At 72.9% G+C, this 24,223-nt stretch carries 19 protein-coding genes; 7 read left to right on the top strand and 12 right to left on the bottom strand.

Going from position 1 to position 24,223, the window contains the following annotated elements:
* Nucleotides 1-2: 2 nt before the first annotated feature.
* Nucleotides 3-1,151, top strand: coding sequence for a glutamate--cysteine ligase (locus FYC51_RS15720; protein ID WP_148734722.1), 1,149 nt, complete (start codon nt 3-5; stop codon nt 1,149-1,151).
* A gap of 55 nt (nt 1,152-1,206) precedes the next feature.
* On the opposite strand, the gene FYC51_RS15715 is transcribed toward FYC51_RS15720, so the two are convergent.
* A complete protein-coding gene (locus FYC51_RS15715) occupies nt 1,207-2,670 on the bottom strand; it encodes a GH1 family beta-glucosidase (RefSeq protein ID WP_148734721.1) in 1,464 nt (487 codons plus the stop codon).
* 113 nt (nt 2,671-2,783) lie between these two features.
* Nucleotides 2,784-3,824, bottom strand: a complete 1,041-nt coding sequence (locus FYC51_RS15710; RefSeq protein WP_148734720.1) for a lipid II:glycine glycyltransferase FemX — start codon at nt 3,822-3,824, stop codon at nt 2,784-2,786.
* A gap of 159 nt (nt 3,825-3,983) precedes the next feature.
* Here FYC51_RS15710 and FYC51_RS15705 point away from each other — a divergent pair, with 159 nt between their 5' ends.
* The 3 genes from FYC51_RS15705 to FYC51_RS15695 are packed head-to-tail and all read left to right on the top strand — an operon-like array spanning nt 3,984 to nt 7,419.
* A complete protein-coding gene (locus FYC51_RS15705) occupies nt 3,984-4,796 on the top strand; it encodes a spermidine synthase (protein WP_148734719.1) in 813 nt (270 codons plus the stop codon).
* A gap of 2 nt (nt 4,797-4,798) precedes the next feature.
* On the top strand, nt 4,799-6,739 hold the full coding sequence (locus FYC51_RS15700) for an LVIVD repeat-containing protein (RefSeq protein WP_148734718.1): 1,941 nt from the start codon (nt 4,799-4,801) through the stop codon (nt 6,737-6,739).
* Entirely contained in the window at nt 6,736-7,419 is a 684-nt protein-coding gene (locus tag FYC51_RS15695) for a DUF305 domain-containing protein (protein WP_148734717.1), read from the top strand. The genes FYC51_RS15700 and FYC51_RS15695 overlap by 4 nt, the downstream gene beginning before the upstream one ends.
* Nucleotides 7,420-7,525: 106 nt before the next feature.
* Here the strand turns inward: FYC51_RS15695 and ffh are convergent, their stop codons facing one another.
* From ffh to ftsY, 3 genes are read right to left on the bottom strand one after another with little or no spacing between them, the layout of a single operon-like run.
* A complete protein-coding gene (gene ffh, locus FYC51_RS15690; RefSeq protein ID WP_148734716.1) occupies nt 7,526-9,118 on the bottom strand; it encodes a signal recognition particle protein in 1,593 nt (530 codons plus the stop codon).
* 53 nt (nt 9,119-9,171) lie between these two features.
* Entirely contained in the window at nt 9,172-9,660 is a 489-nt protein-coding gene (locus tag FYC51_RS15685; protein ID WP_148734715.1) for an RNA-binding protein, read from the bottom strand.
* 14 nt (nt 9,661-9,674) lie between these two features.
* On the bottom strand, nt 9,675-10,550 hold the full coding sequence (gene ftsY / locus FYC51_RS15680) for a signal recognition particle-docking protein FtsY (RefSeq protein WP_148734714.1): 876 nt from the start codon (nt 10,548-10,550) through the stop codon (nt 9,675-9,677).
* A 76-nt stretch (nt 10,551-10,626) separates the two neighbouring features.
* Between ftsY and FYC51_RS15675 the strand changes: the two genes are divergently transcribed.
* Nucleotides 10,627-11,595: a TIGR03885 family FMN-dependent LLM class oxidoreductase gene (locus FYC51_RS15675; RefSeq protein WP_148734713.1), complete on the top strand. Its 969-nt coding sequence runs from the start codon at nt 10,627-10,629 to the stop codon at nt 11,593-11,595.
* On the top strand, nt 11,592-13,256 hold the full coding sequence (locus FYC51_RS15670; RefSeq protein ID WP_148734712.1) for an alpha-amylase family protein: 1,665 nt from the start codon (nt 11,592-11,594) through the stop codon (nt 13,254-13,256). Before FYC51_RS15675 ends, FYC51_RS15670 begins: the two co-directional genes overlap by 4 nt.
* 30 nt (nt 13,257-13,286) lie before the next feature.
* Here FYC51_RS15670 and smc read toward each other — a convergent pair whose 3' ends face one another.
* Nucleotides 13,287-16,805 (bottom strand): chromosome segregation protein SMC, encoded by a 3,519-nt coding sequence (gene smc, locus FYC51_RS15665; RefSeq protein WP_148734711.1) that lies wholly within the window; start codon nt 16,803-16,805, stop codon nt 13,287-13,289.
* A gap of 164 nt (nt 16,806-16,969) precedes the next feature.
* Between smc and FYC51_RS15660 the strand changes: the two genes are divergently transcribed.
* Nucleotides 16,970-18,058, top strand: coding sequence for a GNAT family N-acetyltransferase (locus FYC51_RS15660; protein ID WP_148734710.1), 1,089 nt, complete (start codon nt 16,970-16,972; stop codon nt 18,056-18,058).
* Here FYC51_RS15660 and mutM read toward each other — a convergent pair.
* The 6 genes from mutM to FYC51_RS15630 all read right to left on the bottom strand — a co-directional run bounded on the left by mutM (nt 18,048) and on the right by FYC51_RS15630 (nt 24,220).
* A complete protein-coding gene (gene mutM / locus FYC51_RS15655; RefSeq protein ID WP_148734709.1) occupies nt 18,048-18,980 on the bottom strand; it encodes a bifunctional DNA-formamidopyrimidine glycosylase/DNA-(apurinic or apyrimidinic site) lyase in 933 nt (310 codons plus the stop codon). The genes FYC51_RS15660 and mutM overlap by 11 nt on opposite strands.
* 1 nt (nt 18,981) lies before the next feature.
* Entirely contained in the window at nt 18,982-19,692 is a 711-nt protein-coding gene (gene rnc / locus FYC51_RS15650; protein WP_148734708.1) for a ribonuclease III, read from the bottom strand.
* 28 nt (nt 19,693-19,720) lie between these two features.
* Nucleotides 19,721-19,924 (bottom strand): 50S ribosomal protein L32, encoded by a 204-nt coding sequence (rpmF, locus tag FYC51_RS15645; RefSeq protein WP_055857210.1) that lies wholly within the window; start codon nt 19,922-19,924, stop codon nt 19,721-19,723.
* A 9-nt stretch (nt 19,925-19,933) separates the two neighbouring features.
* Nucleotides 19,934-20,434 (bottom strand): YceD family protein, encoded by a 501-nt coding sequence (locus FYC51_RS15640; RefSeq protein ID WP_148735358.1) that lies wholly within the window; start codon nt 20,432-20,434, stop codon nt 19,934-19,936.
* 74 nt (nt 20,435-20,508) lie between these two features.
* Complete coding sequence (locus FYC51_RS15635; RefSeq protein WP_148734707.1) at nt 20,509-22,848, bottom strand: transglutaminase TgpA family protein; 2,340 nt, start codon at nt 22,846-22,848, stop codon at nt 20,509-20,511.
* Nucleotides 22,838-24,220 carry a DUF58 domain-containing protein gene (locus tag FYC51_RS15630; protein WP_148734706.1) on the bottom strand — a complete coding sequence of 461 codons (1,383 nt, stop codon included), beginning with the start codon at nt 24,218-24,220 and terminating at the stop codon, nt 22,838-22,840. Before FYC51_RS15630 ends, FYC51_RS15635 begins: the two co-directional genes overlap by 11 nt.
* Nucleotides 24,221-24,223 lie beyond the last annotated feature (3 nt).

The raw sequence follows: 24,223 nt of genomic DNA, 5'->3' as shown, positions 1-24,223 counted from the left end.
GCATGCCGATCGAGTTCGCACGTTCCCCGCGTTCCACGATCGGCCTCGAGTGGGAGGTCGCGATCGTCGACCGTTCGACGGGCGAGCTCGCGTCCATCGCCGATCGCGTACTCGAACTCCTCGACGAGCGCAGCGAGGGCGGGACGCATCCGTCGATCACGTCGGAGCTGCTGACGAACACGGTCGAGCTCGTGAGCGGCGTGCACGAGCGGGTCGCCGGCGCCGTCGCCGACCTCGAGGGCCAGCTCGCCGAGGTGCGGGCGGTGATCGACGAGCTCGGCGAGTACGAGCTCATCTGCAGCGGGTCGCATCCCTACAGCCAGTGGTACGACCAGCGCCTCACCGACAAGCCGCGGTACCACAAGCTCATCGAGCGGACCCGCTGGTGGGGGCGGAACATGATGATCTGGGGCATCCACGTGCACGTCGGCGTCGATGATCGCGACAAGGCGCTGCCGATCCTCGACGGGCTGCTCGCGTACATGCCGCACCTGCAGGCGCTCAGCGCCTCGAGCCCGTTCTGGGCGGGCGTCGAGACGGGCTACGCCTCGAACCGCGCGCTCATGTTCCAGCAGCTCCCGACCGCCGGACTCCCCTACCCGCTCGCCGACTGGGCCGCGTACGAGCGCTACGTCGACGACCTCGTGCGGACGGGCGTCATCGAGGACCACACCGAGGTCCGCTGGGACATCCGCCCGTCGCCGCGCTGGGGCACGGTCGAGGTGCGCGTCTGCGACGGCGTCTCGACCGCCGCCGAGATCGCGGCGATCGGCGCGCTCGTGCAGTGCCTCGTCGAGTGGATGAGCCAGCGCCTCGACGACGGCGAGACGCTGACCGTGCTGCAGCCCTGGTACGTGCGCGAGAACAAGTGGCGGGCGGCCCGATACGGCATGGACGCCGAGATCATCACGGATGTCGCGGGCAGCGAGCGGCTCGTCGGCGACGACCTGCGCGAACTGCTCACGACGCTCGTGCCCGTGGCCGAGCGGCTCGGCTGCCAGGCCGAGCTGCAGCAGGTGCGCGCGATGCTCGACGGCGGGGCGAGCTACCAGCGGCAGCTTCGCGTCGCGGAGTCCGCGGGCGGCGACCTCACGGCCGTCGTCGCGCACCTCGCGCGCGAGCTCCGCGAGGGCGTGAACCCGCAGGCGTGAGCCCCGCCCGTCTGAGCGCCCGGGCCGGAGGGGCCGCCCCGCGGCATCCGCTCGACTACGCCGGGATGGCCCTCGTGCGGATGAGCTCGGCGTACCACTTCGCGCTGTCCTTCGGCAGCCGCTCGAGCGTGTCGTAGTCGACGCGCACGATGCCGAAGCGCTTGGAGTAGCCGTAGCCCCACTCGAAGTTGTCCATGAGCGACCACACCTGGTAGCCGCGCAGGTCGACGCCGCGGGCCATCGCGCGGTGGGCGGCGGTGAAGTGCCGGCGCAGGTAGTCGACGCGCTCGACGTCGTGCACGGCGGGGCCGTCGGGCTCGTCGGTCACCTCGTCGTCGAACGCGGCGCCGTTCTCGGTGACCATGAGCGGCAAGGACGGGTACGCCTCGTGCAGCGCGACGAGCAGGTCCTCGAGGCCCGACGGGTCGATGTTCCAGCCCATCGCGGTGTACGGGCCCTGCTGCACGAGGAACTCCACGTGCTCGGAGCCCGGCCAGGGCGTGCCGCCCATGTCCTTGTGGCCGTCGGCCTTCACGCGCGGCGAGACCCCGTCCCACATCTCGACGGTGACCGTCGAGTAGTAGTTCACGCCGAGCAGCGAGATCGGCTGGCGGATGAGCTCGAGGTCGCCGGGCTTCACGAACGACCAGTCCGTGACCTCGGCCGTGTCGGCGATGACGTCGGCGGGGTACTCGCCGTCGAGGAGCGGCCCGAGGAACACTCGGTTCGCGAGCCCGTCGATGCGTCGCGCGGCCTCGGCCCCGGTCGGCCCGTGCGGGCGGATCACGTGCAGGTTGAGCGTGATCGAGTAGCCCGGGTCGTTCGTCACGACCGCGCGGAGGGCCGCGATCGCCAGGCCGTGCGCGAGGTTGAGGTGGTGCACTGCGGCGAGCGCCTTGGCGCCGTCGAGGAGGCCGGGCGCGTGGGCGCCCGAGCCGTAGCCGAGGTAGGCGCTGCACCACGGCTCGTTGAGGGTCGTCCACACGGCGATCCGGTCGCCGAGGCGCTCCCCCACGATGCGCGCGTAGTCGGCGAACGCCTCGGCGGTCGCGCGGTTCGCCCAGCCGCCCTCGTCTTCGAGCGCCTGCGGCAGGTCCCAGTGGTACAGCGTCGCGATGGGCCGGATGCCGCGGGCGATGAGCCCGTCGACGAGCCGTTCGTAGAACGCCAGGCCGGCCTCGTTCGCCGGCCCGCGCCCCGTCGGCTGGATCCGCGGCCACGCGATCGAGAACCGGTACGCCTCGAGGCCGAGCTCCGCCATGAGGTCGAGGTCCTGCTCCCAGCGGTGGTAGTGGTCGTCGGCGACGTCGCCGGTGTCGCCGTTCCAGACCTTGCCGGGCGTGTGGCTGAACGTGTCCCAGATGGACGGCCCGCGGCCGTCCTCGTCGGCTGCGCCCTCGATCTGGTACGACGCCGTGGCCGATCCGAAGAGGAAGTCGTCGGGGAATGCGAGACCCGCGTCGCGGTAGTCGGCCGAGCCGGTGGTCATGGTGGTGCTCCAGTCGTCGTGTCGCGGCATCCGCCGGTCGTTCGCGGCATCGGGCCTGCCGCCGCGTTCACTGTAGCGCGTCGGCCGATCGCGCGACTTACCGCGCTGTAAGCATTCGCAACGGACGCAGCGCCGTCACCAGCTCAGTACCAGTAATCGCCCGTGCGCTCGCGATGCGCGGCGAGGAACGCGCCCTCACCCACCCGCCAGGCCTCCCCGCGCTCCTCGTGCGAGAGCTGGAACGCGGGCATGTACTCGAGCACGTCGCGCGTGAAGGCGCTCTTGAAGACGAGGATGCCCTGGCCCGGGGCGTCGGGCTCGCCCGGCGGCGGGACGTGGCCGAGCTCGTACCGCGCGACGCCGTCGGACGCCAGGTCGCAGATGATGCGCCACTGCAGCAGGCGGGACGCCATGACCTGCGGATGCTCGCGGGTCGAGCCGCCGTCCTTGTACCAGGCGTTCGGCCCGTAGCGGGCGATGAACGCGCCGGCCACGATCTCGTCGCCGTAGCGGGCGAAGTACAGCTGGCCGCGATCGTCGGCGGCGAACGTCTCCCACACCGACTCGAGGTAGTCGTCGCCGCGGAAGAACGCCCCCGAGCGCTCCTCGGTCTCGCGCACGAGGTCGATCATGCGGGTGCGGTTCGCGGCGTCGAGCTCGGCGCGTCGCACCTCGACCCCGTGCCGCTCGGCGACGCGGATCTCGGCGCGGGCGCGCTTCTTCATGTTCGCGAGGATCTCCTCCTCGCTCGTCGAGGTGTCGACGACGACCGTGTGCCGGTACTGCGAGGCCTTGGCCGGCAGCCACCCGTGCGCCAGGAACGCCTCGACGAGCGCCTCGTCGCGGGGCTGGTGCACCTCGATCTTCGTGGCGAACGCGGTGCCGCGCTCGGCGCGGACCCGATCGGTGAGGCCGCCGATGTCGGCGGGTTCCAGGCCGCTGACGCGAGGCAGGTGCTGGAAGAGGCCGAAGCCCTCGGCGAGCCGCTCGAAGACGAGCACCGGGTAGTCGCGATCGGTGCCGAGGCCGCGCCGGTGCACGTGCCAGTGACCCCGCGAGCGCACGGCCTCCCACGTGCTCGACTGCATGAAGTGCGGCGTGGAGTGGGTCGCGAGGACCCGGTCGTCCCATGCGACCGCGACCTGCTGCGACTGGGACTGCGCCGCCTGCACGATGCCCTCCATCCGGCGTGGTCCGGGGCGTCAGGGCCCGCCTTCGGGTTCCACGTCCCTTGGCGCACATCATAGGCGGCGCACAGGTCCGATCGGCGAACTCCACCCCGAAGATCCCGATGTCGTCACGGCGTCTGGTCCACCGCCGGACCCCCACCTAGTGTGGTTGGCATGGGCGATCCCCGACTGGAACTCGACGGCGAGCACGTCACGGCACGGCTCCTCCCCGAGCGCGGCACGAACGGCGGCTTCTCGCTCGTCATCGAGGGCACGACGCAATCGCACGTGAATCCGCTCGACCCGCTCGACCTCCAGCTCGAGTACACGCGGCTCGTCGCCGGCATCATCGACGGATGCCGCGAGCCCGGCGTCCCCATCCGCGTGCTGCACCTCGGAGCGGGCGCCCTCACGATCCCCCGGTACATCGGCGCGACGCGACCCGGGTCGGTGCAGCACGTGGTCGAGCTGCACCGCGAGCTCTTCGAGTTCGTGCTCGACGTGCTGCCGCTCGACGACGACGTGGAGCTCACGGTCGAGTTCGACGACGGGCGGGTCGCCGTCGAGCGGGCCGCACGCACGGGCGGCGGCTGGGACATCGCGGTCGTCGACGTGTTCTCGGGCGCGGTGTCCCCCAGGCACATGTCGACCGCCGAGTTCTTCGGCCAGCTCGACCAGCTCCTGGCGCCCGACGGGGTCGTGGTGGTGAACACCCTCGCGACCGCGGGGCTCGACATGAGCCGGGAGGTCATCGCGACGCTCGCCGCGCGGTACGACGACGTGCTCGCGCTCGCGGCGCCGGCGGTCGTCGAGGGCACGAGCCTCGGCAACGTCGTCATCGCGGCGTCGTCGGAGCCCCTCGCGGGCGACGAGATGCTCCGCAACGCCGACACCGGTCCGCGACCCGTCGAGGTGCTGCGCGACAGCGCCCTCACCGCGTTCGTGGGCGACGCGCCCGTGCGTCGCGACGACGATCCCGTGGACTGAGCATGGCGGCCGGTCGCGCGTGGTCGCGGGCGCGCACCCTCGCGGTCGGCCTCCTCGCGATCATGCTCGCCGGGGGCGCCGCGGGCGCGCCCGCGGTCGCGCAGCCCACGGGCCCGCAGGCGTCGGTGGTGCAGCCCGCACCCGCCGAACCCGCGCCACCCGTCGCGCCGCCGGGCCGCGAGCCCTCGATGGGCGGCGGCATCGAGTGGGTCGCACACCGTGACAACCCCTTCCGGCAGGGCGACGACGCCGACTTCATCAACTCCGACCTCGCCTTCTCGGGCGACTACCTCGTGCAGGGCAACTACGCGGGCTTCTCGATCTGGGACATCGCCGACCCGGCCTCGCCCGAACTGGTGAGCGCCGTGTCGTGTCCGGGCGGGCAGGGCGACGTCAGCACGGTCGGCAACCTCGTGCTCATCGCGATCGACGAGACGATGTCCGACGACTCCTGCGCGGCGAGCCGCGTGCCCGAGACCGCGGAGAACTGGGAGGGGCTGCGCATCTTCGACATCAGCGACCCGGCGGCGCCCCGCTACGCCGCCGCCGTGCGCACCCGCTGCGGCGGGCACACGCACACGGTCGTGCCCGATCCGGGGAGCACCGACCGGGTGTTCGTGTACATGAACGCCTACAGCCGGGGCGCGTCGCTCAACTGCACCGGCCGCAACCCGCTGCAGGTCATCGAGGTGCCGCTCGCCGCCCCCGAGGAGGCGGCGATCGTCAGCGAGCTCGACCTGTTCGACGACGAGACCGCATTCGGCCCCGAGGACCGGGTGGCGGGCGGCGCCGAGACCCGTTCGACCACCGGATGCCACGACATCACGGCGTACCCGGCCAAGGGACTCGCGGTGGCGGCGTGCAGGGGCGACGGACTGCTCCTCTCGATCGCCGACCCGCTGAACCCGGTCGTGCTGCAGCGCGTGCGCGACCCCGCCGTGACGTTCTGGCACTCGGGCATCTTCGACAACGACGCGACGCGCATCGTCTTCCAGGACGAGCTCGGCGACGGCTTCATCAACACGTGCTCGCCGGCCTACGGCGCCGATCGCGGCGCCGACGCGGTGTGGCTCATCCAGCCCGACGGGCTCGTCAAGGCGGGCACGTACAAGCTCCCGCGCGAGCAGTCCGACCTCGAGAAGTGCGTCGCCCACTCGGGCGGCCTGGTACCGGTGCCCGGGCGGTTCATCATCGCGCAGGCGTGGCTCGAGGGCGGGGTCTCGGTCGTCGACCTCACCGACCCCGCCGCGCCCGTCGAGCTCGCCTGGTTCGACCGGCCCTCCTACGGCTACTCGATGGACTACACGGCCGGCATCTGGGCGGTGTACCCGTACCGCGGCCACCTCTACGCGAGCGACATGTACGAGGGCCTCGACGTGCTGCGCCTCACGGATCCGGTCTTCGCCGACGCCGCGCGCTACGACGACGCGAGCCTGAACCCGCAGACGCAGCCCTCGTATGCGTGGGTGTGGCGTGAGGCGCCCGTGGTGCCGACCGCGCCCGAGGAACGCGCACCGCTCGAGACGCTCGCGGTGGAGCCGGCCGAGCTCGTTCCGGCCGACACGGCGACGGTCACGGTGTCGCTGCCGGCCGGGTCGCTCGCACCCGGCGAGACGGCCGACGTGTGGTGGATGCCGACGCAGGCGGTGCTCGCCACGGTCACCGCCGCCGAGGACGGCGCGCTCGCGCCGACCGAGGTGGCCCTGCCCGGCCCGCTCGTCGCCGGCACGTACGACCTCGTCGTGCGAGGCGACGCCTCCGCGCCGAAGCTCGCGCTCGCGAGCGTCGTCGTGGCCGAGCACACGGCCGCACCGGCAGCGGATGCCGCGCCGGCGGCGCCCGGCGGCGACGCATGGTGGCTGCTCGTGCTCGCCCCGTTCGCCATCGCACTGGCCTACCACGTCGCACTCGCCGTCCGACGTCGCCGGCGGACCCTCGGATGACGGTGGAGCGACTCCCCCGTGGCGCCGGGCCGCGACGGTCCGCGCTCGCCACGGCTCCCGCCCTCGCGCTGGCGCTCGCGCTCGTCGCCGGCGTCGCGGGCTGCACGGCCGGCACCGGCACGGCCGCGACGACGCCGACCTTCGTCACGCCGGCCCCGCCGCCGGGCTCCGAGTCGGATGGCACGGCGGCGGGCGCGCCTGCCGATCAGTCGGCGACCGAGGCGGACCTCGACTTCGTCGCCGCGATGATCGTGCACCACGAGCAGGCCGTCGAGCTCGCGGAGCTCGCGCCCGGGCGGGTCGACGATGCGGAGCTCGCGGACCTGGCCGAGCGGATCGCCCTCGTGCAGGCCGACGAGGCCGAGCAGATGCGCACCTGGCTCGAGCGCCGGAGCACCCGCGACGATGCGGGCGACGCGCACGGCCACGCCGACGACATGGCGGGCGCGATCAGCCGCTCGACGCTCGACCGGGCCTCGGAGCTGCAGGGCACGGCGTTCGACCGCCTGTTCATCGAGGCCATGGTGCCGCACCACCGCGGCGCGATCGAGATGGCGGAGACCCGGCTCGCAGAGCCCGGCGACTCCGCGGTCACGCGTTGGGCACGCGCGATCGCGACCGCCCAGGCGCTCGAGATCGACCGGCTCCTCGAGGTCGAGGCGAGGCTGCCGGCCGGCTGACGTCGACCACGCGGCATCCGGCCGGCCGGCTGACGTCGACCACGCGGCATCCGCCCGCCCGACGCGCGACTCGACGCTCAGGCGAGCCGGAACCCGCCCGCGGCCGTCAGCGGCCGAGGAACTTCTGCAGGGCGGCGAGCTCCTCCTCGCTCGGGGCGCCCTTCGCGCCGCCACCGCCGCCACTTCCGAGGCCGAAGCCCGATCCCGTGGGGGCCGACGACGGACCGGTCGGCGCGACGCCCGATGCGATCGCGGCGTTCTCGGCTGCGCGTTTCGCGGGGTTGCCCGACCGCGAGCCCGACGGCTTCTTCTTGCCCTTCGCGGCCTGCCGCTTGCCGCCGCCGTAGGTGCCGACGCCCGGGATCGGGCCCATGCCGGGGACCTGCGGCACGCCGCCGCGCGCGACGGTCTTCATCATCTTCGCCGCCTGCTCGAAGCGCTGCACGAGCTGGTTCACGTCGGTCACGGTCATGCCGGAGCCCTTCGCGATGCGCAGGCGCCGCGAGCCGTTGAGGAGCTTGGGGTTGCGTCGCTCGGCGACCGTCATCGACTGGATGATCGCCTCGGTGCGCACGATCTCGCGCTCGTCGAAGTTCTCGAGCTGCTGCTTCATGCCGCCCGCGCCCGGCAGCATTCCGAGCATCTTCTTGATCGAGCCGGCGCCGCGGAGCTGCTGCATCTGCTGCAGGAAGTCCTCGAGCGTGAACTGCTCGCTCGCGAGCTTCTCGGCGACCTTGAGCGCCTCCTCCTCGTCGAAGGCCTGCTGCGCCTGCTCGATGAGGGTGAGGATGTCGCCGAGGTCGAGGATGCGGCTCGCCATGCGGTCGGGGTGGAACGGCTCGAAGTCGTCGAGTCCCTCGCCCGTGGACGCGAAGATGATGGGGCGCCCGGTGACGGATGCCACGCTGAGCGCAGCGCCGCCGCGCGCGTCGCCGTCGAGCTTCGAGAGCACGACGCCCGTGAAGTCCACGCCCTCTTGGAACGCCTTCGCCGTCGTGACGGCGTCCTGGCCGATCATCGCGTCGATGACGAACAGCACTTCGTCGGGGTTCGTCGCCTTGCGGATGTTCGCGGCCTGCTTCATCATCTCGGCGTCGACGCCGAGGCGGCCGGCGGTGTCGACGATGACCACGTCGTGCTGCGACCGCACGGCCTGCGCCACGGCGTCCTTCGCGACCTTGACCGGGTCGCCGACGCCGTTGCCGGGCTCGGGCGCGAACACCGGCACGCCGGCCTGCCCGCCCACGACCTGGAGCTGGTTCACGGCGTTCGGACGCTGGAGGTCGGCCGCGACGAGCATCGGGGTGTGGCCGTCCTTCACGAGCCACTTCGCGAGCTTGCCCGCGAGCGTGGTCTTGCCGGCGCCCTGGAGGCCCGCGAGCATGATGACGGTCGGCGGGTTCTTCGCGAACTGCAGCCGGCGCTGCTGGCCGCCCAGGATCGCGACGAGCTCCTCGTTGACGATCTGCACGACCTGCTGCGCGGGGTTCAGCGCCTTGTTGACCTCGTCGCCGAGCGCGCGCTCGCGCACGTGCGCCGTGAACTGCTTGACCACGTCGAGCGAGACGTCGGCGTCGAGCAGCGCGCGACGGATCTCGCGCACGGTGCCGTCGACGTCGGCCGCCGACAGCTTGCCCTTGGTGCGGAGGTTCTTGAAGGTCTCGGCGAGGCGGTCAGACAGGTTTCCGAAGGTAGCCATGGTGCCTTCGATTGTAGGCGAGAGCGGATGCCTCCCCGCTTCGCGGGCGGGAACTACCCCTCGAAGCGCACGTCGACGATCTCGCGGCCGGTGTCGATCACCGCGACGAGGCGCTCGTCGGTCTCCTCGGGTGCGAGGGCGTACTCGAACTCGGCGAACGGCTCGCCCTCGCCGTCGGCCTCGGGGCGGAGGTCGACGCGCACGAGGCTCATCGAGCGCAGCGCGTCGAGCTGGCGGTCGCCCGAGTCCCGGCCGATCGCGTCCTCGATCTCCTCGGCCTGCTCGAGGTCGGGGTCGAGCAGCACGTCGAGGAAGCGCACGACGGGCGTGCTGCCCGAGTCGAGCTGGCTGACGAACGCCGACCGCAGCTCGTCGTCGACGAGTTCGAGCTCGCCCACGAGAGCGGCCGCGGCATCCAGCGCGGTCGTGGCGACGGCCTCGTCCTCGGCGTCGAGCACGACCTCGACGCGCTGGTCGCCGTACTCGATCATCTCCGACCAGTAGTCGCCGACGATGCCGAAGTAGTCGTGCTCGGTCGCCATGATGCCTCCCCTGCCTAGCCGACGAGCTTCTGCGCGAACACGTGCGGGGTGAAGCCCGTGAGGTCGCCGATGCCCTCGCCCTGGCCGATGAGCTTGATCGGCAGGCCCGTCTTCTCCTGCACGGCCAGCACGAACCCGCCCTTCGCGCTGCCGTCGAGCTTCGTGAGCACGAGGCCGGTCACGCCGCCGTGCTCGATGAACGCGTCGGCCTGCGCGAGGCCGTTCTGACCGGTCGTCGCGTCGAGCACGAGCAGCACCTCGCTGATCGGCGCCTGCTTCTCGACGACGCGCCGGATCTTCGACAGCTCGTCCATGAGCCCGCCCTTGGTGTGCAGGCGGCCCGCGGTGTCGATGATGACGATCTCGATGCCGTCCTGCTTCGCCTTCTCGACGGTCTGGAACGCGACGGATGCCGGGTCCTGGCCTTCGCGCTCCGGGCGGACGACATCGACGCCGGCGCGGGCCGCCCACGTCGCCAGCTGATCGACCGCGGCCGCGCGGAACGTGTCGGCGGCGCCGACGACGACGCTGCGGTCGTAGCTGCGCAGGAACCGGGCGAACTTGCCGATCGTGGTGGTCTTGCCGACGCCGTTCACGCCGACGACGAGCACGACGGCGGGGCGCTCGGTGAGCTTCAGCGTGGGGTCGTACTTCGAGAGCCGCTCCTCGATGAGCTCCCGCAGCATCCGCTGCACGTCGCGGGGGTCGGTCGTGCGGTACCGCTCGACCTGCGCCTTGATCGCGTCGACGATCTCCTCGGTGACGGCCGGCCCGAAGTCGGCCCGGATCAGGGCCGACTCCAGGTCGTCCCAGGTGTCGTCGTCGATGGTCTTCGCACCGAAGACCCCCCGGAGAGCCGCCCCGAGCGACCACGATGCGCGTTCTGCCATGCGAACGAGTCTATTTGCAAGGCCTTGCCGCCTCGGCACGACCACGGAAGCGTCGAGGGTGACGGAAGGAGTGCGGATGACGATCGTGGGATTCCACGCCTCGCACGAGCAGATCGCCCCGGCGCACCTGCTGCACGCCGTGCAGCGCGCCGAGGAGGCCGGCTTCGACGCCGCGATGTGCTCGGATCACCTCGAACCCTGGAGCGTCCGGCAGGGCGAGTCCGGCTACGCCTGGAGCTGGCTCGGCTCGGTGCTGCAGGCGACGCTCATCCCCCTCGGCGTCGTCACGGCCCCTGGCCAGCGCTACCATCCGGCGATCACCGCGCAGGCCATGGCGACGCTCGAGTCGATGTACCCCGGCCGGTTCTGGACCGCGCTCGGCAGCGGCGAGGCGCTCAACGAGCACGTCACGGGCGACCCGTTCCCGCCGAAGGACGAGCGCGATGAGCGCCTGCGCGAATCCGTCGACGCGATCCGGCGGCTGCTGCGCGGCGAGGAGGTCTCCGCCGACGGACACGTGCGGATGGACCGGGCGCGCGTCTGGAGCCTGCCGCAGGTGCCGCCGCCGCTGCACGTCGCGGCCGTGAGCTCCGAGACGGCGCGCTCGGGCGCCGAATGGGCCGACGGCCTCATCACGGTCGACCAACCCCGCGACGCGCTCCGCGAGGTCATCGGCGCCTACCGCGACGCGGGCGGCCACGGCCCGGTCGCCGTGCAGGTGCACCTCAGCTGGGCACGCACCGACGACGAGGCGCTCGCGATCGCGCACGACCAGTGGCGCACGGGCGTGCTGCCCGGTCCCGTGATCTGGGAGATCGACCGCCCGGAGGCGTTCGACGCGGCCACGGCGGATGCCTCGCCCGACGACGTCGCGCGCACGGTGCAGGTCTCGAGCGATCCCGCCCGCCACCTCGCGAAGCTCGCCGAGCTCCTCGACGTCGGCGCCGACCGCGTCTTCCTGCACCACGTCGGGACGACGCAGGACGAGTTCATCGACGTCTTCGGCGAGCAGGTCGTGCCCGAGCTGAAGGTGGTGGGCCGATGAAGATCACCGACCGCAGCGACCTCTGGTGGAAGACGGCGGTGGTCTACTGCCTCGACGTCGAGAAGTACCTGGACTGGAACGACGACGGCATCGGCGACTTCGAGGGCCTCGCGCACCGGCTCGACCACCTCGCCGAGCTCGGCGTCAGCTGCCTCTGGCTCATGCCGTTCCAGCCGTCGCCGCGCCGCGACGACGGCTACGACATCACCGACTTCCAGGCCATCGATCCGCGCGTCGGCTCGCTGGGCGACTTCGTCGAGTTCATGCGCACCGCCAAGGACCGGGGCATGCGGGTCATCATCGACTTCGTCATGAACCACACGTCCGACCGGCATCCGTGGTTCCTGGACGCGCGCCGCAGTCGCGACTCGCGGTTCCGCGACTTCTACGTGTGGCGCGACGAGCCGCCGAAGCAGCAGCCCGAGGTGGTGTTCCCCGGCGAGGAGACGAGCGTCTGGGAGTACGACGAGCGCACCGACCAGTACTACCTGCACAGCTTCTACCGCCACCAGCCCGACCTGAACATCGCGAACCCGGCCGTGCGCGACGAGATCGCGAAGACCATCGGCTTCTGGCTCGAGCTCGGCGTCTCGGGGTTCCGCGTCGACGCCGTGCCGTTCCTCATCGAGCCGCCCGCCGGCGTCGACGTCGGCGATCCGCACGAGTTCCTCCGCGACATCCGCCGGTTCCTGCAGCGTCGCTCGAGCGACGCGATCCTGCTCGGCGAGGTGAACCTGGACTACGCGGGGCAGCTCGACTTCTTCGGCCACCTCGACGCGCCCGCCGAGCTCACGCTGCAGTTCGACTTCCCCGCGATGCAGCGCATGTACCTGTCGTTCGTGCGCGAGGATGCGACCCCGCTCGCGGAGATGCTGGCCGCGCGCCCCGAGCTGCGCATCGAGGCGCAGTGGGCGAACTTCGTGCGCAACCACGACGAGCTGACCCTCGACAAGCTGAACGACGAGGAGCGCGAGGAGGTCTTCGACGCGTTCGCCCCGGAGGAGTCCCAGCGGATCTACGGCCGGGGCATCGCGCGGCGGCTCCCGCCGATGCTCGGCGGCGATCCACGACGCATCGAGCTCGCCTACAGCCTGCTGTTCTCGCTCCCCGGCACGCCCGTGCTGTTCTACGGCGAGGAGATCGGCATGGGCGAGAACCCCGACCTCGGCGGTCGCATGCCCGTGCGTTCGCCGATGCAGTGGTCGACCGAGGCCAACGGCGGGTTCTCGCGCGCGCCCGCGCGCAAGCTCGTGGCGAAGCCGCCCACCGACGGCTACGCGCCCGAGCACGTCAACGTGGAATCGCAGATGCACGATCCCGAGTCGCTGCTCGCGAAGATCCGCCTGTTCGCGCACCGGTACCGCAGCTCCCCCGAGATCGGGTGGGGCCGCCTGGAACTGCTCGACACGGGCGAGCCGTCGATCCTCGCGCACCGCATCGTCGCCGACGTCGGCAGCTTCATCGCCGTGCACAACTTCGCGTCGACCCCGGTGACCGTGCGCCTCCCGCTCGGCGACGTGTCCGAGGAGGCACGCCTCTCCGACCTGCTCGCCGACACGGTCGTGCCGATCGACGACAAGGGCCGCGCCGACGTCGAGGTGGGCGCCTACGGCTACCGCTGGTTCCGCACGGTCGACTCCCGCGACCGCCGGCTCACCTGATCGACGGCGAGCGGATGCCGCGCGCCGGCGTCAGCTCGCCTTCGCCTCGCGCTCCTCGCGCACGCGCTGCCCGACGACCGCCGAGACGCCGTCCTGGCGCATCGAGACGCCGTAGAGCGCGTCGGCGATCTCCATCGTGCGCTTCTGGTGCGTGATCACGATGAGCTGGCTCGACTCGCGCAGGTCCTCGAGGGTCGTGAGCAGGCGCCCGAGGTTGGCGTCGTCGAGCGCGGCCTCGACCTCGTCCATGATGTAGAACGGGCTCGGGCGCGCCTTGAAGATCGCGATGAGCAGCGCGACCGCGGCAAGCGACCGCTCGCCGCCCGAGAGCAGCGAGAGGCGCTCGATCTTCTTGCCGGCGGGCTTCACCGACACCTCGATGCCGGTCGTGAGCAGGTCGTCGGGGTCCGTCAGCGCGATGCGCCCCTCGCCGCCCGGGAAGAGCACCGGGAACACCTCGGCGAACGCCGCGCGCGTGTCCTCGAACGCGCCGCGGAAGATCGACTCCATCTTGCCGTCGATCTCCTCGATGATCGTGAGGAGGTCCTTGCGGGTGTTCGCGAGGTCGGTGAGCTGCTCGGTGAGGAACTGGTGCCGCTGCTCGAGCGCCGCGAACTCCTCGAGCGCGAGCGGGTTCACGCGCCCGAGCTGGGCGAGCTTGCGCTCGGCCGCGACGAGGCGGCGCTGCTGCTCCTCGCGCACGAACGGGCGTGGCTCCGCCTCCTCCGACTCGGGCGGCACCTCGGCTTCGGGGCCGTACTCGGCCACGAGCACGTCCTCGGTGAGCCCGAGCTCCGACTCGGCGCGCTCGACCAACCCGGCCGCGTGCAGCTTCTTCTCGTAGATACGCAGCTCGAGGCCGTGCACGTCCTCGGTCACGGCGTGCAGCCGCTCGCGGACTGCCGCCTCCTGGCGGCGCACGCGCTGCAGCTCCTCGTTGCGGCTCGCGCGCTGCGCCTCCGCCCGTCCGAGCGCGACGCGCGCCTCGGCGACCGAGGCGTCGACCGACGCGAGCACCGCGGGCAGCGACTCCGCGACCCTCGACGCCGCCGCGAGCTGGGCCCGGCGCAGCACGGCCCGCCGCGCGGCATCCGCTGCGGCCTGCTGCTCGGCCTCGAACTGGCGCTCCATGGCGCGCACGCGCGCCTCCTCGGCGCGCACGCGCTCCTTGGCGGTCTCGACCCGAAGCCTCGCCTCGACCTCGAGCTCTCGCGCGCGATCGAGCGAAGCCACCGCGCCGTCGCGGGCGGTCGCGTCGAGCACGGGACGGGGCAGGGCGCGGGCCGCCTCGTGCGCGGCCTTCGCGGCATCCGCGGCGCGCTCGGCCTCGGCGACCCGCTCCTGCGCGTTCGCGGCGGCCTGCTCGAGTCGTGCGGCCTCGGCGTCGGCAGCCTCGACCTGCACACGGGCGCGGTTCAGCAGCTCGGTGCGCTGGGCGAGCTGCGCGTCGTACTCGCGCAGGGCGGCCAGTGCCGCCTTCGCCTGCTCCTTCGAGCGCTCGACGAGCTGGCGCTGCTCGGCGAGCTCGAAGCGGCTGCGCTCGAGCTCGGAGCGCACCTCCTCGAGCCGGGCGCCGGCGCGATCGCGCTCGGCGATGAGCTCGATGCGGCTCTGTTCGCGTCCGGTGCCGCCGCGCACGACGTAGCGGCCGACGACCGTGCCGTCCTTCGTGATCACCGTGGCGGGTCCGTCGAGTCGCGCGAGCGCCGGCTCCGCCGCCCGCGCCGCGGCGAGGTCGTCGGCGATGAGCACCTCGGCGAGCAGTGCGGTCACGCCGGCGGGGGCGGTGACGACGTCGGATGCCGCGGTGAGCCCGTCGACCGCCACGCCCGCCCGCGGGTCGACGCCGGGGTCGGCGAACGCGAGCGCCACCCGGCCGAGCTCGCCGCGCTCGGCGTGGTCGAGCGCACGCCAGGCGGCCGCGCGGTCGTCGACGAGCACGGCGTCGGTGAGCGAGCCGAGGGCTGCGGCGATCGCCGCCTCGAAGCCGGGCTCGACGTGCAGTGACTCGGCGAGCAGGCCCCGCACGCCGTCGACGTTGGCGGCGACGAGCGCCGCCGAGCCGTCCTTCTGGTCGAGCGCCAGCGAAAGGGCTGACGTGCGCGCGGCGAGCGCGCCCTGCTCGCGTTCGCGTGCGTGCAGCTCATCGCGGATCCGCTCGATCTCGGCCTCGCCCTCGAACACGGCCGCCTGCGCGAGCTCGTACGCCTCGTCGAGGTCGGTCTCGGCATCGCCGCCCGCCTCGGCCTCGGCCTCGACTCGGGCGAGCTCGGCACCGGCGGCCTCGCGTCGGGCGGCGGCGGCCTCGAGGGCGTTCGCGTGCCGGAGCACCTCGCCGCGCACGGCGGCGAGCTTCGACGCGGCGGTGTCGGCCTGGCCGGCGAGCTTCGACAGCTCGAGGTCGTAGGCCGCGACCTGCGCGCTCTGGAGCGCGATGCCCTCGTCGACCACGTCGAGCTCGTCCCGCGTGGCGCGGGTCGCGACCACGGCGGACTCGAGCGCGGAGGCCGCCTCGCCGACAGCGGCGGTGAAGCCGCCGAGGCCGTCGGTCGCCTCGTCGATCATCGCGCGGGTGACGCTCGGCGCGGCATCCGCCGGCTCGACCTGGGCGCTGAGCAGGGCGATGCGCTGCCGGGCCAGTGCGTCGAGGGCGCGCAGGCGCTCCTGCGCCGACTCGAGCGCGTGCGTGGTCGAGCGCGCCGCATCGACGTCGTCGCCGAGGTAGGCCGCCTCGAGCCGCTCGACCCTGGCCTGGTGCTGCTCGAGCTCCTCCTGCAGCACGAGGCGCTCGCCGTGGCGCTCGTGCTCGCTGCGCCCGTGCTCCTCGAGCGCGCGGCGCAGGCCGACGACCTCGTCGGCGAGCAGGCGGGCGCGTGCGTCGCGCACGACCGCGGCGATCGTGGCTGCCTCCCGGGCGACCTCCGCCTGGCGCCCGAGCGGCTTCAGCTGCCGGCGGATCTCGCCCGCGAGGTCGGAGAGGCGCGTGAGGTTCGCCTGCATGGCGTCGAGCTTGCGGAGCGTCTTCTCCTTGCGCCGGCGGTGCTTCAGGATGCCCGCGGCCTCCTCGATGAAGCCGCGGCGGTCCTCGGCGCTCGCATGCAGCACGGCGTCGAGCTGGCCCTGCCCCACGATGACGTGCATCTCGCGGCCGAGGCCCGAGTCGCTGAGCAGCTCCTGCACGTCGAGGAGCCGGCACGTCTCGCCGTTGATGGCGTACTCGCTCTGCCCGCTGCGGAAGAGCGTGCGCGAGATCGTCACCTCGGTGTACTCGATGGGCAGCGCGCCGTCGGCGTTGTCGATGGTGAGGCTGACCTCCGCGCGGCCCAGCGGACCGCGCGTGGCCGTGCCCGCGAAGATGACGTCCTCCATCTTTCCGCCGCGCAGGGTCTTCGCGCCCTGCTCGCCCATCACCCAGGCGAGCGCGTCGACGACGTTGGACTTGCCCGAGCCGTTGGGGCCGACGATGCACGTGACGCCCGGTTCGAACGCGAACGTCGTCGGCTGCGCGAAGGACTTGAATCCCTTCAGCGTCAGGCTCTTGAGGTACATGCTCCCCCGGGTTCGGCTCGATGGTGCGGATGCCTCGGAGAAGCGTACCCGAGTCGGGCCCTCGCGCCCCGCCTCGCGCGCCGTCCCGGCCGGATCGGCCCTTGCCGCCGACCTCGCGCCCGCGCTAGTCTGGGCGGCTGCCTGCGCCGAGGTGAGGAGCGACGATGACCGTCGAGGTTCGACCGGTGGAGGTCCCGCGTGCGCTGGGCACGCCCGAGGCCGCCGACTTCGAGGCCTACGCGGCACTCGGCTTCGAGCTCGAGCGGGCGAACTGGGGCCACGACCACTTCGCCGAGACGCCTGCCGAGCTGCACGCGCTGCACCGCAACGACGTGCATCGCGGCCGGCGGCTCTTCGGCGCGTGGGACGGCAGGACGCTCGTGGGTCGCAGCCGCATCGGCTGGGAGCGCGGCGACGACGCGGCCACGATCGAGGTCACGCTCGGCGTCGCGCCCGCGCACCGGCGGCGCGGCGTCGGCTCGCAGCTCCTCGCCGCCGCCGAGGAGACCGCACGCGGGCTCGGACGCTCGATCGTCGTCGCCTACTCCGATCACCCCGACACCGGCGAGGCGCCCGACGGGCCGGTGCTGCGCGCACCCGACGGTGACGCGGTGCTCGCGGCATCCGCACCGGCCGCGGCGTTCGCGGCCGCGCACGGCTACGCGCTCGAGCAGCTCGAGCGCGTGAGCAGCCTCGCGGTCGAGGGCCGCGTCGACGGATACCGAGAGGAGTTCGCTCGGCGCGCGACCCGCGCGGCCGACCTCGGCTACCGGCTCGAGCTCTGGACGGACCGCACCCCCGAGCGCCTCGTCGACGCCTACGCCGCGGCGCGCGCCCGCATGGCCCTCGACGTGCCGGCGGGCGGCGTCACGATCGACGAGGAGCGGTGGGATGCCGCACGCGTGCGCGAGCACGAGTCGGAGCAGCTCGACGGCGGCATGGGCGTGCTCGTCGCCGCCGCGGTGACCGACGACGGCGCGATCGCCGGCTACACGGAGCTCCTGCTCCCGCTCGACAGGCCCTTCGCCTACCAGTACGACACGCTCGTGGTCGGCGCGCACCGCGGCCACGGCCTCGGCATGCTCGTCAAGCTCGCGAACCTCGTGCGGCTCGCCGAGGCGGCCCCCGAGCGCGACGTCGTCTACACGTGGAACGCCGACGAGAACGAGCACATGCTCGCGATCAACATCGCGCTCGGCTTCCGTCGCTGCGGCCTCGAGGCGGCCTGGCAGCGCGAGGGATTCAGCCGGTGACGGCCCGACGCGGCATCCGGAGCCGCTGGCATCGCGGGCACCGGTGCGACGACCGGTTCATGAACGCCTCGCGCACCATGGGCGTGCCGCAGCGCGGGCAGGGCAGGCCGGCTCGCCCGTAGGCGTTGAGCGAGTGGGCGAAGTAGCCGGATGCTCCGTTGACGTTGACGTACTGCTCGTCGAAGCTCGTGCCGCCCTCGGCGAGCGCCTTGCCGAGCACCTCGCGCACCGCCGCGAGGAGCTCGCGGGCCCGACGGCGCGGGATGGACGATGCGGGCTGCTCGCCGTGCAGTCGCACGGCCCAGAGCGACTCGTCGGCGTAGATGTTGCCGATGCCGCTCACGAGGTTCTGGTCGAGCAGCACGCGCTTCACGCCCGACGAGCGCCGGCCGAACGCGTCGAGGAAGGCGCGGTCGTCGAACGCGGGGTCGAGCGGGTCGCGGGCGATGTGCGCGACCTGGGCCGGGATGCTGCGCGCCCACGGTCCCGTCACGCCGGCGGAGAACCCGGCGACCTCGCCGTCGGCCGTGGGCACCAGCCGGTCGACCGCGAGCGAGCCGAACGTGCGCTGGTCGACGAAGTCGACGCGGAGCTCGCCGTGCTCGGGATGCTCGAGGTGCAGACGGATGCGCGCGTGCCGGTCGTCGCCCGGGTGGTCGGGCGTGCGCAGCAGCAGCTGCCCGCTCATGCCGAGGTGCCCGACGATCGCTCGATCGGGCGAGATCGGCAGCCAGAGGAACTTGCCGCGGCGCACGGCGGCCTCGATGCGGGCGCCCGTGAGGGTCGCCTCGAAGTCGCCGGACGCCGCGTCGTGCCGGGTCAGCGAGCGCGTGTCGAGCACGTCGACGGCGGCGATGCGCGCGCCGGTGACCGCGGGCGCGAGCCCCGCGCGGACGACCTCGACCTCGGGAAGCTCGGGCACGTCAGCGGCTGTTCAGGTCGGTCCAGGCCTCGAGCGCGGCGGCCATCTCGGCCTGCTTCTTGCTGGAGCCCTCGCCGGTCGCCTGCACGAGCTCGCCGACCGACACGGTGGCGACGAAGTGCTTGTTGTGGTCGGGACCCGACTCGGTGACCGTGTAGACGGGCGGCGGCGCGCTGCGTCGCGCGGCGATCTCCTGCAGGCTCGTCTTCGGGTCCATGGCCGCGCCGAACCGGTCGGGGTCGGCGAGGAGCGGCCTGACGAGGCGCAGCACGAGCGCCGTGGCCGCGTCGCCGCCCGCGTCGAGGTACACCGCGCCGATGATCGCCTCGACGGTGTCGGCGAGGATCGACGGCTTGTCGGCGCCGCCGGTCATGGTCTCGCCGCGACCGAGGCGGATGTACGGACCGACGCCGATCGACCGGCCGACCTCGGCGAGCGCGGCACTCGAGACGAGGCTCGCACGCCGCTTGGCCAGCTCGCCCTCGTCGAGCTCGGGGTGGTCGCGGAACAGCTTGACCGTGACGGCCTGGCCCAGGATCGAGTCGCCGAGGAACTCGAGGCGCTCGTTGGTGGGGATGCCGCCGTTCTCGTACGCGAACGACCGGTGCGTGAGCGCGAGCTGGAGGAGGGCCGGATCGACCTCGACCTGCAGCGTGCGCTGCAGCTCGTCGAGCGTGCGATCTCCGTGCCCTGCCTGCTCCGTTCGCGTCACGACCGGTCGGTGGCGTGCCTGCGGCCGACTAGACGTCGGCGACCTTGCGGCCCTTGTACTCGAGGAAGAGCGGGGTGCCCGCCGAGTCCTCGACGACCTTCGCGCGGTGCGGGAGGCTGTAGGTGACCTTGCCGTTCTCGACGGTCTTGACGAGCGTGGGGGCCTCGGCCTTCCACTGCGAACGGCGCGCGTGGGTGTTGGCGCGTGACTTCTTCCGCTTGGGAACAGCCATGACTCTCTCTCAATCTCTCTGCTGGTCGGCCTCGGATGCGACATCCGTGCCTTGGTCTTCGGAAGCCTTGAACCCCGCGAGCGCGTCCCACCTCGGGTCGCGCTGCTCAGGGGTGACGAGTTCCGGATGATCGGCCAGTCGGAGCCCGGTCACGGGGTCGAGACCCGGGCAGTCAGGCCGGCACACCGGCTGGAACGGCAGTGCCAGCACCACCGCATCTCGGATGAGCGATTCAAGATCCACGTGGTCGTCTTGAACCTCATACTCGAAAGCTTCCCCAGAATGATACGCGAAAAGCTCCTGGAACTCGACTTCGACGGGCAGGGCGATGTCGATGAGGCAGCGCCCGCACTCGCCTTCGGCGACCGCGTCGACCTCGGCGGTGACGAGGATCCCCTCGTGCACGGACTCGAGCCGGACGTCGAGGTCGAGCTCCGAACCCTCGCGCACGGAGACGAGGCCCTCGCCCATCTGCTGGGCGACGGGGATCGCGAGGCGCTGCTCGCGCATCTCGCCGGGACGGTTCACGAGGTCGCGCACGTTCACGCTGAACGGCGAATGCTGTGTGGCCACGATCGACGATTCTACGCCCCGGGCGCGAGCCGATCGCCGAGCATCCGGCGGGCCCGCTCGAAGAGCGATCGCGGTGCGAACACGGCCCGCGCGCGCTCCCCCGCGGTCGCGTCGGCGAGCAGCGCGGTCCTGGCCGTGACGATGTCCTCCGCGATCCCGGGAGCCGCCGTACGGCCGACCGGGCCGTACCGCTCGCGCTCCACGCCGTCGCGCAGGCGCAGCAGCGCTCCGCGGGTGACCGCGTCCTCCGCGAACGCCGGTCGTTCGGCCATGCGCGACGCGAAGGCGCGCGCGGTCTCGACGTCGCCGAGCCCGGTGCCGAGGTCGCGCGCCGTGGCGACGAGCTCGTCCCACGCGGCATCCGCCGGTCGCTCGCCGCGCCGGATGCGACCCATGCGACTGAGCCGCTGGCTCGCGCGGAACGCCGCGGGGGTCACCAGCAGCACGAGTGCGACGAGCAGCAGCGCGCCGACCCGCAGCCAGAGGTCGCCGGCCGCGCCGAGCGGCCCGCCGCCGGGTCCGGCGAGCCCGCGGTCGGGGTCGAGGTCGGGTCGTCCGCTCGCGCCCGGCGTCGAGGTCGCGGCGTTCGGGATGTTCGGGCCCTGCTCCTCGCCCGCGTTGGGGCGCGAGTAGTCGGGCACGAGGCCTCTGCCCGGGGTCGGCTCGAACGGCACCCAGCCGACGCCCTCGAAGTACAGCTCGGGCCAGGAGTGCAGGTCGTGCGAGTCGACCTCGACGCGCTGCACGCCGTCGACCCGCTCCTCGGTGGGCGAGCCCTGCGTGTAGCCGATCGAGATGCGGGCCGGGATCCCGATCTGCCGGGCGAGCACGGCCATGGTCGAGGCGAAGTGCACGCAGTAGCCGGCCTTCGTCTCGAGGAACCGGGCGATGACATCGAAGCCGCCGCCGTCGTAGCCCTCCTCGACGGGCGCCTCGGTCGAGTAGTCGAAGTCGGGTCCGCGCAGGTACGCCTGGATCGCGACGGCCGCGTCGTACTGCGAGGCTGCGCCGGAGGTGACGGATGCCGCGGTGTCGGCGATGAGCTGGGGCAGATCGTCGGGCAGCTCGAGGAACGGGGCGAGCTGGGCCGGCACGCTGTCGGCGGCGCGCAGCTGCGCCGGCGTCGGCTCGACCTCGAGCCGCGTCACGCGGTAGCGCTGCCCGTCGGTGTTCGAGTCGACGCTGCGCACCGTCAGGGAACCGTCGTCCCAGAACCACGAGCCGTCGAGGCCCTCGATGGCCGCGGTCGGGTACGGCACCGGCAGCCAGGTCGTGCTCACGTCGTCGATCACGACGTCGATCGGATGCTCCGACGCCGCCACGCGGCGCGAGAGGCCGTCGGGCCGCGGCATGGCGTCGACGGTGTTGTCGCCGTCGACGGCGCGCTCGGTCGCGCTCCACACCTCGCCCTCGAACCGGTCGAGCGTGAGGAGGGTGAAGTACGGCCGGTCGCCGTCGCGTGCGAGGTAGTGGAAGGCGGCCCTGGCCTCGGGCCGGCGCAGGTCGCGTCCGAGGTCGATGAACGGGCTCACGCCGCGCGCGAAGAGGGTGCCCTGCGACGGCGAGCCGAGGAGCAGGCTCGTCGAGATGCTCGGCGTCGACGCCGCCAGCACGGATGCCGCGAGCAGGCCCACGGCCGCGAGCCCGAGCGACGCGCCGAGCGTCGACACGATGGGCACGCGCTTCGGCGCGATCACCGTCGCGGCCTGCCCCGTGCTCTGGCCCGCCGGGTCCTCGCCCGCCGTGAGCCGGGCGCGGCGGCGCACGCGCACGTCGACCCGCAGGAGCAGCAGGTACGCCGCGGCGGTGAGCACGAGCGTCGGCAGTTCGGCGCCCGCCTCGATGATGAAGCCCGGGATGAGGATCGGCACGAGCGCGGGCGCGGCGGCGAGCGCCGGCATGCGCACGGTCTGCACGAGGATGTCGGTGACGACGGCGAGCAGGCCGATCCCGAGGGCCAGCGCGAACGACAGCGGCGGCACGGTGAGGGCGGGCACCGACTGCTGCTCGATGGTGCGCTGCGCGCCCACGAAGAGCTCGCCGAACGTCTCGAAGGTCCCCTGCGTCGGGATGATCAGTGCGATGCTCGTGCCCCCGCCGAACAGCAGGGTGAGCAGGAGCAGGAGCACGCCGAGTTCGAGCACGGGCACGAGCGACGGCGGCGTGCGCACGGCGCGGAGCCCGAAGCCCGAGAAGAGCGTGCCCGCCGCGATGAAGGCGCACAGCCACCACCAGCCGCTGCCCGACAGCAGCGGCCCGAGCGCCATGGTGGCCACCGCGAGCAGCAGGAACGACGCGGTGGTGAGCGCGAGGCGCTGGGCGCGGGTGAGGGGTGCCGAGTCAGCGTCCATCGCCCACCTCCCCGCCCGGCTCGTCGTCGCTGCTCGCGTCGAGCGTGCCGCTGCGCCGCGCGGCCGCCGTGATGCCGGCCCACGCCTCGCCGATGTCGGCGGAGCGCCGCAGCCGGATGATGCGCCAGTCGGCCTCCTCGAGCTCGTCGAGCACGCGACGCGAGACGCCCTCGACGGCGAAGGCGATCGCCGGTTCGAGCGACGAGCGCAGGGCCACCAGGTTGCGCGCCTCCTGCTCGTCGGGGTCGACGAGCACGGCGAAGCCGGGCGCACGCGCCTCGCGGGCACGCGGCCGGCCCTCGGATGCCCCGGACTCCGTGCCGGCGTGCGCGATCGTGCGTGCGGGCTCCTCGAGCCTCGCGAGGTCCTCGAGCAGCGTGCGGTCGCCACCCGGCATGCGGTAGCCGCCGTCGTAGGCGGACCCCGTGGTGACGCCGCGCTCGGGATCGGCGACCTGCGTGAGCCGCACCCGGAAGCCGCGCTCGAGCAGGTGCACGCCGATGGACGCGGCGAGCTCGATGCCGAGCTCGTACCCGAAGTGCGGGGTGTCGTCGTGCTCGCGGCGGAGCGACGCCACGCGCGGGCGGCCCGAGAGCGTGGTGTCGAGCAGCAGGCGCGCCTCGGGGTCGCCGCGCTGCTCCTCCTCGCGCACCATGAGCTCGCCGCGCCGGGCGGTCGCGGCCCAGTGCACGCGCCGGAGCGGGTCGCCGTAGCGGTACTCGCGGGCGATGAGCTCGTCGGAGTTCGGGTGCGTGCGCCGCTGCAGCCCGTGCACCACGCCGTCGATCGACGCGGCGCTGCCCAGCGCGGCGTCGAGCACCGTGACCCGCGGCGTCACGACGAGCTCGTGCCCGGTGCCGACGTCGCGGTCGATGCGCGCGAGGCCGAACGGGTCGAAGACGGCCACGCGCAGCGGGCCGATGCTCGGGACGCCGCGCCGCGGCATCCGCACCCGGTACTCGAGGCGCACGGTGTCGTCGCCCGACGGGAGCACGCTCTCGTAGGGTCCGATGCCCGGGAGGATCGCCTCGGGCGGCGCCTGGATCCCGTCGGGCGTGGTGTCGCGCCAGTGCGCGCCGTCGAAGGTGCGGCGCCCGCGGTTCTTCACGACGAGCGAGACCCGGGTCCAGCCGCCGGCCGGCACGACCGGCGGGGCGAACGTGCGCGTCACGGCCAGGCGCGGGGTGCGCACGAGCACGAACACGGCCGCCGCGAGCGGCATCGCGATGCCGACGAAGGCGAGCAGCATGACGTCGCGCAGGTCGAACCAGAGCGACACCGCGAGCAGCAGCACGCCCACCGCCACGAGCGCTCCACCGCGCCTCGTCAGTCGCGGCCAGGCGGAGACGCGGACGGGGCGGGGGCGGGACACGGT

The sequence above is a fragment of the Agromyces mariniharenae genome (assembly GCF_008122505.1).
Taxonomy (GTDB): domain Bacteria; phylum Actinomycetota; class Actinomycetes; order Actinomycetales; family Microbacteriaceae; genus Agromyces; species Agromyces mariniharenae.
The sequence above is the reverse complement of the archived record's forward strand: the minus strand, read 5'-3'. Positions and strand labels throughout refer to the sequence as shown.